Raw genomic sequence first — 11,450 nt, forward strand, 5'->3', positions numbered from 1 at the left:
AAAATGCCCTTTATTCAAGTTAGTTTTAATTTTCTTAGCATTAATTTGGACCTAAATTTAAAAGGAGAAACCTGTGGGTTTCTCCTTTTTGCTTAGCAATTGGTACAGCATCAAGCTGTGGTAGTGAAACAATAGTTTTAGTAATGAATAATAAATTCTTAGAAGTATGAAAAGTGTTAATGTAAGCTTATCAGTCCTACTTATCCTGCTTTCTCTTTTTTCCTTTCAAATACACAAAGTGGAAGGAAAAGTCAATTTTAAATACGACAATGAACCCCAAGAAAAACCAGTAGAAGGACTTCGTCTATCCACTTTTGACATAGATGTTACTCCACCAGTAGGAAGTCCTTTGGCTTATGATGTAACCATAAACAAATGGGACTTAGGTTTAAGGGCTAAGGGGATAGTGTTGCAGGGGGCTGGATTGCCTATTGTTATGTGTTCCATAGATTGGCTGGCCATTGGCAATGAGGGTATGGATGAATTCAAAAGAGCATTGGCAGCGGCTGTTGGCTCTATTCCTAATCGGATCGCTGTGAGCGTGGTGCACCAGCATGATGCACCTAGGTTTGATGCAGGTGCAGAACAGATTCTTATTGAAGCCGGTATGGACCCAGCAAATATCAACCCTACCCAATTTGATGGTACTTTCCCTAGAGAAGCCCTGCGTCGGTTAACCATTGCCGTTAAAAGTTCTTTGTCCGATACGAAGCCGGTTACCCATATAGGTTTAGGTAAAGCAATTGTAGAAAAAGTGGCCTCAAACAGAAATATTTATGGACCTGATGGAAAAGTAAGGGTTACGCGTATGTCATCAACCAAAGATCCCGTTTTGCATGCTGAACCTGAAGGATTGATTGATCCTGAACTGTCACTTGTTAGTTTTTGGAATGAAGACAAGCCGGTTGCTATTTTTAGCTATTATGCTTCCCATCCACAGAGTTATTACCGTACGGGGATCCCTAATCCTGATTTTGTAGGGGTAGCCAGGTTTTTACGTCAATTGGCTGTTCCCGATGCCCTTCATGCCCATTTTAACGGAGCAGGAGGAAATATTGCTGCAGGTAAGTACAATGATGGTTCCCACGAAAATCGTTTGATCTTAGCGGAGCGGCTGGCAACAGGAATGAAAAAAGCATGGGAATCAACAAAGCGAGAACCAATAACAGCCGCAAGGGTTTCTTGGACTGTGGAGAAAGTGGCCCTACCTCCGGCAAAATACTTGTACAAAATGCAAGGAGAGTTAAAGAAAAGTAATGAATTATTAAAGAAAAGTAGCGGGAATGCACGTAAAATGGCTTGGTTGCGCAGGTCCCAAGCTGGAAAAACCTTGGATGTCATGTGTCTTAGCCTTAATGATGCAAGACTTTTACATATGCCTGGAGAGCTATTTGTTGAGTATCAGCTTGCGGCTAAAGCCGAACGTCCGGACCTGTTTGTAACTATGGCCGCCTATGGTGATCTTGGTCCAGGTTATATAGGAACTACTTTGGCCTATGAAAAAGGAGGATATGAGGTCAGTGAACGCGCATCAAATGTTGCTCCTGAAGTGGAAGGTGTACTGATGAAGGCAATTAAGGATTTGCTAAAAGAGTAATACTTTTATCCGAAGAAAAAATAGAACAATCAAATCCTAATGAAACCAGTTGAGGATTGAATTTAGGCAATATTTAGCCCTATTAAACATCAGTTTTAAAGAGCCTTAAAAACTTAAGATAGGGGGATTAAACCTATGAAAGTGGGAAATGAAATTTAAATAACTTTGTCGGTATTGTTTCTTCAAGAATAGAATTAAAAAAATCAACTGAATCTATATGAAAGACAGGCTATTGACTTTGCACCCTAAAGGCAAGAAAGGGGTTAATATTTTGGTTTCTAAATACAATCTAATTAGAACATTTATACTTAAAACCCTTGAGGAAAGAAATGAGATTTCTTATAAGGAACTTAATGAATTAGCCATTGCTACATTGAAGGATAGTTTTGATGGTTCGGTTCCTTGGTACCTCGTTTCAGTAAAGCTGGATTTGGAGGCTAGAAATATAATTGAGCGTATACCTGGAACAAGTCCTCATTTTGTGAGGCTGTGTGAGGCCAAAAGATGATTTCATTGTAACCTAAAAACCTGCAGCCGAATCCATACCTCTGTAATCAGCCCCAGCTTCCAGGGTCCCATCTTCTCGAACAAGGATGGCATCAACCTTTCCGATAGCATTTCGCTCTTTAAGCTCATGTCCTTTAGCCCTTAGCTCCTTCAAAATGGGCTCGTTTGAATCCCCTTTTTCATAGCTTATCCAATCCGGTTTCCACTGGCTATGAAAGCGGTTTTCATTGACTGATTCTTGCATTCCCATGTCAAATTCGATCACATTTACTATGGCTTGAAAAACTGAGGTAGGAATAGTGGAGCCTCCAGGCGTCCCTACAACCATGAATAATTTGCCGTTTTTTTCCAAAATGGTGGGGCTCATGGAGCTAAGCATCCTTTTTTCTGGCTCTACTTTGTTCGCTTCGCCTCCGAGAACACCAAACATGTTAGGAAAACCAGGTTTTATAGAAAAATCATCCATCTCATTGTTTAAGATAAAGCCAGCTCCGGCTACTAGGACTTTCGATCCCATATTTCCGTTTAGGGTAGTTGTACTGGATACAGCATTGCCTTCCTGGTCAACAATTGAAAAATGGGTGGTTTCCTCGCTCTCTTGAAGAAGGTCACCTGCTTTGATTTCCGTTGAAGGTGTGGCCTTATCAGGATTGAAATTTCGAAACCTTTCTTTCAAATATTCCTTAGCTACCAACTGCTCAACTGGGACCGGATAAAAATCAGCATCGGCCATGTATTCAGCCCGATCGGCATAAATTCTGCGCTCCATTTCCGTTTTCAGATGAAGGTAATCACTAAACTTGTTTTTAGAGATTTTATGGTTTTCAAGTATGCCTAGCATCTGAAGCAGAATAATTCCTCCACCACTAGGAGGACCCATGGTAATTATGCGGTAATCTTTATAATTTCCAGTTAGCGGTTTTCTCCATATGCTTTGGTATTTCTCAAGGTCCTCATGGCTTATTAAGCCCCCACCCCTTCTCATTTCTGCAACTAAATGGTCAGCTACCTCGCCAGCATAGAATCCTTCACGACCATGGTCTCGAATCAATTTAAGCGTATTGGCAAGTTCTTTTTGAACCAATTTATCACCTGCTTTGAATGTATTACCTGTATAATGTACAGGGTCTATGGTAGAATATTTTTTTAAATTTCCGGAATAGGAAGAGAGAAAATTTGCTTCCACCTCTGTCAAATTAAAGCCATCCTCAGCCAAGATAATGGCAGGATTTATCAATGCACTCCACGGAAGTGATCCGAATTTCTCATGGGCTTTTACCATTCCATCTACAGATCCAGGTACTCCTGAAGCCAAGTGACCATTTTGGCTTATTTCAGGTTGAGGGTTACCTTGTGCATCTAGGTACATGTCTCTGCTTGCTGTTAGAGGTGCTTTTTCCCTGTAATCAAGTGAATGGACCTCACCATCTTTTTCTCGGATTACCATAAATCCACCGCCACCTAAATTTCCCGCCTGTGGGTACACCACGGCCAGTGCCATATGGACGGCAATAGCCGCATCTACAGCATTTCCCCCTTGTAAGAGAATGTCTTTACCTACCTCAGAAGCCAAAGGATGAGCACTGACCACCATGGCTTTTTCACCCAATAAACCTAGTTTATGCTTTTGGGGTAAACAGGAAATTGTCAGCAGAATGGAAATACTAAAGATAAAAAATTGTGATCGAGAAGAGAATGATGACTTAATCATTTTAAGCATATTGGTCTAAGGTTTTTAATGTAATAGACGATGAAAAAATCAGGAAAAGTAGGAGGCAGTTAATGCCAATTAATGATGAGACCTTTTTAGAAAAGAGTTAAGGTCTTCTTCAAGCTCATTCAGATTTTTAAGTAAAAAAGGATACTTTTCTAGAAATTGATCATTAAGGTCATATTCCAGTGCTGAAATGCTTTTATTTAAATTATTAGCCCCCAATAAACTGAAGACGGGCTTAGATTTATGAAACTTCTTTTTGATTATACTAATTTGACCCTCTTCATATAAGGGCATCAGATTTTTCAAATCTTGTACGTTCAGTTCCAAAACCAATTCTATAATTTCATGGATAAGTTCAATATCCTGATCGAAATAATGATAGATCATATCTGGTTTGATCTGTTTGTACATACAGTAGGTTTTATGAAATAGGTTGATAAACGTAAATTTACACAATGAACTATAAGTATCATAGTCCAACGCAAAAATAGAGCTGGAAAACTTAAATTTAACAAATAATTATTTTTTTTTTCAGATAAATGTTAATTTTTGTGGCTTACAGCCAATTTTTCGTTCTGCTTATATCTCATAATACAACGGCATTTAGTACTTTAAAAGTATAAGCCTCCATGGAACTATTTTTTGAGATTCTTGATTTGAATTAAATATAAAATTGGATGCAATTATGAATAGGAACAAGGTGGTTTTTTTGATTTTTGGACTTATATTTTTAGTTATAATGCTTTGGATTGGTTATGATATGTCTACAAAGACAACATTTCCAGGGTCAAAGCCAAATTTAAAAGAGAGAATTGAAAACGAATAGTCACCTAATTTAAGCCTTTTTTCCACAGTAATTTTTAATTCAACTAAATGCATCATCAAAAAATAGATCAATTGATAAAGGCCCTGGAAGAAATTGAGGCAACTTACGAAATTGATTTTCACGTCCCAATCAAAAAAAGTCTTATAGAAGGTAAAGGGGAAGGTTTATTGTTGGAGGCTTATAAAGAGCTTGACGGAGAGGGAGACTTTCCGCTGTTGAACCAGCTAAAAGTGGATATTAAAATTGGGAAGTTTTTATTTGTTTATGATGATGCTAATCATTTTAATCGGTACAGACTTAAAACCTTAAAAGCTGAGGTTTATTCTTTATTTAATTATACCTGGCACCAAAGCTATCTCCGAATGTGTAGAACATTCGAAAGAGAATGCTTGATTTCAGGTTCACAGGAGCGTATTTGGAATGGACCACCTATTGCCTCACGATGCTTTGGACGAAGTGAAGAAGCTCCTGACCTCACAGGTAATGGTTCCTCAGGTTGGAAGTTAAATGCTTACAATGATTTACAATACGATCTTATTAGTAGATTACAGGGTTTTAAGCTAATCAGAATTCCTTCTTACGAAAACCTAATGATTGGAGGTAAGCTTCAACGGATAGACAAATTATTACTAAGGCCAAACGCAGAGACTTTGCGTGTAATAGGATCTTGGTTGCTTAGAAAAATGGATTAATTAAATAGGCCAAATAGTTCACCGTCAATTTTCTCTACTATTATTGAAAAATCTTCTGGATTATCAACAAAATTCATATTGTTGACATCTATTACAAGTAGCTTTCCAAGGTTATATTCGGTAATCCACTTTTGATAGAGGTCATTTAGATTTTTCAAGTAAGCTATTTGGATGCTTCTTTCGTAATTTCTACCTCTTTTTTCAATTTGATCTACCAATTTGGGAATATCAGCTTTTAAATAAATCAATAAGTCTGGAGGTTTGATATAGTTAGCCATAGAATGGTAGAGGCCTTTGTAATTTTCATAATCCCTTTTAGAAATCAAATTGGATTCATAGAGGTTAGCAGCGAAAATATGCGCATCCTCATAAATGGTTCTATCTTGAATGGTAGAAGTCGGGTTTTGCTGGATTCTTTTCACCTGGTTAATTCGGCTTTGAAGGAAGAAAACCTGTAAGTGAAAAGACCATTTGGTCATGTCCTTATAAAAATCTGATAAATACGGATTATCTTCTACAGATTCAAATTCTGTTTGCCAACCATAGTGGGCAGCTAGTTTTACAGCCAATGAAGTTTTACCACTTCCAATATTTCCTGAAATTGCGATATGCATTATTCTGTTAATTTATTTCTATTTTCTTAAATACAGAGTCGTTATTTTCTCAGTATTATATAAATCCCTCACCTCAAAATTTAAGCGTTAATCTGTTATTTGAGGGGGTTCACCTAAAAGAAAGTCAAATATTGCTACTTTCTATTTACAGCCAAGTACCAAGCTAAAATCTTCCAATGGATTAATATTCATTGGAACACATTACTTTCCTTGTATGCAGGTAAGATTTATACCTTTTTCTATTTAACTATTTTTATTAACAAGGTTCTGCTGCCTATAATTCAAAAAAAAATTGGCAGTCCTAGGATTATTTTAAAACCACTCTATTGGTGTCCATTTTTAAAAGTTATATGATTTTTTTTTGAATTATACTTGTGTTTTCAATTGCTCTATTTACCTTTCTGTTATTCAGTATTTTATGAATACAATGGCTTTAACTTTTTGCAGTTTTAATTGACATTTTTAAATCAGGATATTAATTGCTTATACCAAGTTTTTGTGGAATTACATGGGAAATCAGGATTTGATTTACGCTACGGGATATCATTTTTTTATTTAAATTATTTTAATCAATTAAGTTGAAAATCAAAATAATTTCTAATTTTAGGAGGTGCTTATTGAAAAAAATACAATCAAAGTTCTAAAGGATGTTTTATTGGTATAACTTCAATTAATAGGTAGCCCTTTTTCTATTCCAAAAGTAAAGTTTATATGGATCAAAAAACAAACGACAAAGAAGATCAATTAAAGAAGACCTTAGGTCCTTTTATGTTATGGGGTTTGGGAGTGGGGTATGTAATTTCTGGCAATTATTTTGGCTGGAATTTAGGCCTAGCAGAGGGAGGAACATTAGGAGCTGGTATTGCCATATTTTTTATTATTATCATGTATGTCACCTTTACGTTTAGTTACACTGAGATGGCCTGTGCTATTCCTAAAGCTGGAGGTGCTTTTTCTTATGCCGAGCGAGGCTTGGGAAAACATTTAGGCTTCCTTGCAGGAATGTCGCAAAACATTGAATTTATTTTCGCCCCTCCAGCCATTGCCTCGGCTATTGGGGCCTATTTTGGTATCTTTTTCCCTGAACTGGATGCTTTACTGATAGGGGTGGTGGCTTACCTTATTTTTACTGGTCTTAATATTATAGGGCTACAGGTTGCTGCTACATTTGAGCTGTTTATTACCATTATTGCGGTCATCGGTTTGTTGTTTTTCGCAGGAGTCACTTTGCCAGCGTTTAAAGTAGAAAACTTACAGATCAATGCACTTCCTAATGGGTACATGGGAATTGTGGCTGCCATTCCATTTGCAATTTGGTTTTTCTTGGCCATCGAAGGAGTCGCAAATGTTGCTGAAGAAACCATAAATCCTCAAAAAAATATTCTTAAAGGATTCGGCTTTGCCTTGCTAACATTGGTTATTTTATGTGTAATTACATTTATGGCTGCAGTAGGAGTTGGTGGTTGGGAAGCCATTGTTTATCCAGATGGTTCAGGTGTAGCTTCTGATTCTCCTCTTCCATTGGCCATGGGGCTAGTAATGGGAGACAATCAAATGTATTATCATTTACTCGCTTTTATAGCATTATTTGGACTAGTAGCTTCATTTAATGGGATCATACTTGCTGCGGGTCGTACTACTTTTGAGTTTGGTAGGGTAGGATATGCACCCAAAGCCATCGGAAAAGTAAATAAAAAGTTTAAAACCCCGGTAAATGCTTTGTTTTTCAATATGGTTATTGGAATTATCGCGCTATTTACGGGGAAAACGGGAGAGATCATTACTATTGCCGTATTTGGTGCTTTATGCCTTTATATATTGTCCATGCTTGCTTTTCTTCAACTTAGGAAAAAGGAACCTGATTTAGAAAGACCTTTTAAAGTACCCTATTATCCCTTATTTCCTTTAGTGGCCTTGATAATTGCCAGTTTATCTTTAATCGCAATGATCATTTATAATTTTAATCTGGCTTTATTATTTTTCGCCATGCTTTTAGGGGCTTATTTATTTTTTGTATTATTCCTTAACAAGACAAAAACTTCATGAAATTTAGTAAAGAAGAAGTAAAATCAAGTTTAAAGAACAGTTCCTTTAATAAGGTAAAACTGGCTATTGTTGATATTGATGGGGTTTTGAGGGGTAAGGTGGTTTCATTGGACAAATTCTTTTCAATTTTAGATGGGGGCATGGGATTCTGTGCTGTGGTATTTGGCTGGGATGTAGAAGATAAATCTTATGACAACGTTTCTGTCACTGGGTGGCACACTGGTTATCCAGATTTCCAGGCGGAAATTGACCCTTCTACCTTTAGAAAAATACCTTGGGAAGATGATCTCCCATTTTTCTTGGCTGATTTTAGCAATGACAAAGAGAATGGAGCATTGGTTTGTCCTAGGACTTTATTGAAGAATATCCAACAACAAACATTTGAGGCAGGCTTTTTTCCTCAGTTTTCTCAGGAGTTTGAATGGTTTAATTTCGAAAGTACACCAGAAGGATATGGTAGTGGTAGTTGTGAAAATACAAAGCCTTTAACCCCTGGTATGTTTGGGTACTCCATTCTAAGATCGTCATTAAAAAGTGAGTTTTTCAATGATCTTTTTGATCTCTGCCATCAGTTTGACATTCCATTAGAAGGTTTACATACAGAAACCGGCCCAGGTGTATATGAAGCCGCAATTCAATACAGTGATATTTTATTAGCAGCAGACCGTGCGGCCTTGTTTAAAAGTAGTGTAAAAGAAATTGCATATAAACATGGAATAATGGCCACATTTATGGCGAAATGGTCTGAAGAACTTCCAGGGAATGGTGGGCATGTACACCAAAGTATATGGGACAAAGATCTTAAAAACAACCTGTTTTATGATGCCAATGGCAAGTGGAGCATGAGTACACTTATGCAACAATATATAGCTGGGCAATTGCATTGTTTACCTCATATTTTACCCATGTTTGCACCCACTATCAACAGTTATAAAAGGTTGGTAGAAGGTGCTTGGGCCCCAACTACCTTGACTTGGGCAAGAGACAATAGAACAACTGCCTTGAGGGTGCTATCCGGCGGTGCCAAATCAACGAGATTGGAAACCCGTGTAATAGGCTCAGATGTAAACCCTTATTTGGCTATGTCTGCCTGCCTTGCCTCTGGGTTATATGGGATCAAACACAAATTGGAGTTGGACAAGCCAGCCACAATAGGGAATGGCTATGAGGATTATACCAATGGGTCAATACCAACTTCCCTTAAAGAAGCCACTGAAGCAATGAAAAATTCAGCCATCGCAAAATCCTTATTTGGGGAGGACTTTGTAGACCATTTCTGTAAAACCAGAGAATGGGAATGCAGGGAATTCGCATCTAAGGTTACTGATTGGGAAAGGAAACGCTATTTTGAAATCATTTAATTAAAGGAAAGCAATAAACCCCAAAATAGTTGGTGAGCATTTAAATCAACCAGGTGATTGTGCTAGATAGCTTAGTTCAATTAAATGAATAAGTAGAGCGTCAATTGGTTGTTAATCGATTTTATCAGAAAAAGAATTTCGGCTTTGACCGTTATATCTCAAGTTTATCACTAATATTTTCATTTATAAAAATGGACATTCGTCAAAAATTTAATTTTAGTTTTCCTACGACCATCCGATTTGGAGTAGGGGTTATCAGTGAATTGCCTGATTATCTTAAACAAAACCAATTAAAAAGACCGTTATTGGTTACTGATCCTATAGTAAGGGAACTTGGGTTTTTTAAAAATATAGTTAAAGAACTAAGCCAATCAGGTCTGTCAGTTGAAGTTTTTTCAGATGTTCATAAAAATCCAGTTAAGACGGATGTGCTTAAAGGGAAAGAATTGTATCAATCAACGGACCGAGATACGATTATAGGTATAGGAGGAGGAGTGGGCTTGGATGTGGCAAGAGCCATTGCTTTAAGTATCAATCACCACAGAGACTTGTTTGATTACGATGACCTGATTGGTGGAGATAAGTATGTGACGGAGCCAATCCCACATTTTATTACTGTGCCTACGACTTCTGGAACAGGAAGTGAGGTAGGAAGAAGCGCTATCATCTCAGAAAATGAGAGTAAGAAGAAAAGAATCCTATTTGCACCAACACTTATGGCCAAAATAGTATTCGCAGATCCAGAACTTACAATGGATTTGCCCTCTTTTGTAACCGCAGCTACTGGCATGGATGCACTTACTCATAATATTGAGGCCTACCTTTCCAAAAACTGGAATCCTATGTGTAGTGGTATTGCCCTTGAAGGAATTAAGTTAATAGGTGAATCCATAGAAACAGCAACCTTAAAACCTGACTTGCTCTCTAGAAGTAAAATGTTAATGGCTTCCATGATGGGAGCGATTGCTTTTCAGAAAGGATTGGGCATAGTACATAGCTTGGCGCACCCATTGTCCAGTTTATTGGATACCCACCACGGCTTGGCCAATGCCATTAACCTGCCACATGGGTTGGAATTTAACTATGAAGGATTTGAAGACAGGTATGAGCAAATGGGACTAATGATAGGACTCAAACAAGGAGAAGGCAAAAACTTTATAAATTATATCAACGATTTGAATAAGAAATTAGGGCTGCCTGCAAAACTATCGGAAATAGGGGTGAAAAATGAGCATATTGATACCTTAGCTTCATTAGCGATTGCGGATTTCTGTCATCCAAATAATCCCAAACCAGTAACTGAAGCTGACTTTAAATCCATTTATGAGAAGGCCCTATAGAATATGCTAAAGATAGGAATTAGTGCATGTTTCATGTATAAAGAGCCCACAAGGATTGTCTTTGGGCCTAAAAATTTAGCCTATGTAGAATGTGATATGTTTAATTACGTATCCCAAAAAGGCATTCTTCCTGTTTTATTACCTGATCTTCCTATTAACCAGTTAGGTGAGATTTTGGATGAACTTGATGGCTTTGTTTTTCAGGGAGGAACCGATTTAGCTCCTGAAACTTACAATGAAACCCCAATAGTTCCAGGGAAGTGGTTGGGAGATGCTTATAGGGATGCCTATGAGCTAAGAATAATGGATTATGCTGTCCAAAAAGGAAAACCTATTTTTGCCATTTGCAGAGGATTTCAATTGATGAATGTGTATTTTGGTGGAAGCTTGTTTCAAGACATTGCTACGCAAAAACCAACTGCAATTCAGCATAGGGATGCTGATAAATACGATGCATTAATACACGAAATCGTAATTGAAAAGGGCAAAACCCTTGATGAGATCTACCAAGGTGTGGATCGGGCTGTAGTGAATTCTGTGCATCATCAGGGGGTAAAACAAGTAGGTGATGGTTTGGAGATATTGGCCTTGAGTAAGGAAGACGGCATTGTAGAAGCCTTACAAAACAAGGATGGAAATGCCTTGGGAGTACAATGGCACCCTGAGTTTTCAGTAGGAAAGGGGGCACCTCTTTTAGATCCCCTAAAACTGTACGATTATTTTATAGAAAAAGTTAAAAGACAATAAAAA

At 37.5% G+C, this 11,450-nt stretch carries 10 protein-coding genes; 7 read left to right on the top strand and 3 right to left on the bottom strand.

What is annotated here, in order from left to right:
* Window positions 1-166: 166 nt before the first annotated feature.
* Both AC13EX_RS16955 and AC13EX_RS16960 read left to right on the top strand, forming a co-directional pair.
* Window positions 167-1,597, top strand: coding sequence for a hypothetical protein (locus AC13EX_RS16955; RefSeq protein ID WP_482893613.1), 1,431 nt, complete (start codon window positions 167-169; stop codon window positions 1,595-1,597).
* A gap of 217 nt (window positions 1,598-1,814) precedes the next feature.
* Entirely contained in the window at window positions 1,815-2,105 is a 291-nt protein-coding gene (locus tag AC13EX_RS16960) for a DUF6958 family protein (RefSeq protein WP_482893615.1), read from the top strand.
* Between the two features lie 12 nt (window positions 2,106-2,117).
* Here the strand turns inward: AC13EX_RS16960 and ggt are convergent, their stop codons facing one another.
* Together ggt and AC13EX_RS16970 are read right to left on the bottom strand one after the other, a co-directional pair.
* Complete coding sequence (ggt, locus tag AC13EX_RS16965; protein ID WP_482893616.1) at window positions 2,118-3,815, bottom strand: gamma-glutamyltransferase; 1,698 nt, start codon at window positions 3,813-3,815, stop codon at window positions 2,118-2,120.
* A 78-nt stretch (window positions 3,816-3,893) separates the two neighbouring features.
* Window positions 3,894-4,232, bottom strand: coding sequence for a hypothetical protein (locus AC13EX_RS16970; protein WP_482893619.1), 339 nt, complete (start codon window positions 4,230-4,232; stop codon window positions 3,894-3,896).
* Between the two features lie 462 nt (window positions 4,233-4,694).
* On the opposite strand from AC13EX_RS16970, the gene AC13EX_RS16975 reads away from it, so the two are divergent.
* Entirely contained in the window at window positions 4,695-5,339 is a 645-nt protein-coding gene (locus tag AC13EX_RS16975; protein ID WP_482893621.1) for a DUF7255 family protein, read from the top strand.
* Here AC13EX_RS16975 and AC13EX_RS16980 read toward each other — a convergent pair.
* On the bottom strand, window positions 5,336-5,953 hold the full coding sequence (locus AC13EX_RS16980; protein WP_339716535.1) for a deoxynucleoside kinase: 618 nt from the start codon (window positions 5,951-5,953) through the stop codon (window positions 5,336-5,338). The two genes, AC13EX_RS16975 and AC13EX_RS16980, sit on opposite strands and share 4 nt — an antisense overlap.
* 711 nt (window positions 5,954-6,664) lie before the next feature.
* Here AC13EX_RS16980 and eat point away from each other — a divergent pair.
* The 4 genes from eat (at window position 6,665) to AC13EX_RS17000 (ending at window position 11,447) form a co-directional block, all read left to right on the top strand.
* Window positions 6,665-7,999 carry an ethanolamine permease gene (gene eat, locus AC13EX_RS16985; protein WP_482893622.1) on the top strand — a complete coding sequence of 445 codons (1,335 nt, stop codon included), beginning with the start codon at window positions 6,665-6,667 and terminating at the stop codon, window positions 7,997-7,999.
* Window positions 7,996-9,360: a glutamine synthetase family protein gene (locus tag AC13EX_RS16990; protein WP_048643778.1), complete on the top strand. Its 1,365-nt coding sequence runs from the start codon at window positions 7,996-7,998 to the stop codon at window positions 9,358-9,360. Before eat ends, AC13EX_RS16990 begins: the two co-directional genes overlap by 4 nt.
* A gap of 191 nt (window positions 9,361-9,551) precedes the next feature.
* Entirely contained in the window at window positions 9,552-10,700 is a 1,149-nt protein-coding gene (locus tag AC13EX_RS16995; protein WP_482893623.1) for an iron-containing alcohol dehydrogenase, read from the top strand.
* Between the two features lie 3 nt (window positions 10,701-10,703).
* Entirely contained in the window at window positions 10,704-11,447 is a 744-nt protein-coding gene (locus AC13EX_RS17000; RefSeq protein WP_482893624.1) for a gamma-glutamyl-gamma-aminobutyrate hydrolase family protein, read from the top strand.
* The last annotated feature ends 3 nt before the right edge of the window (window positions 11,448-11,450 follow it).

Source organism: Cyclobacterium sp. L-R (assembly GCF_056859355.1).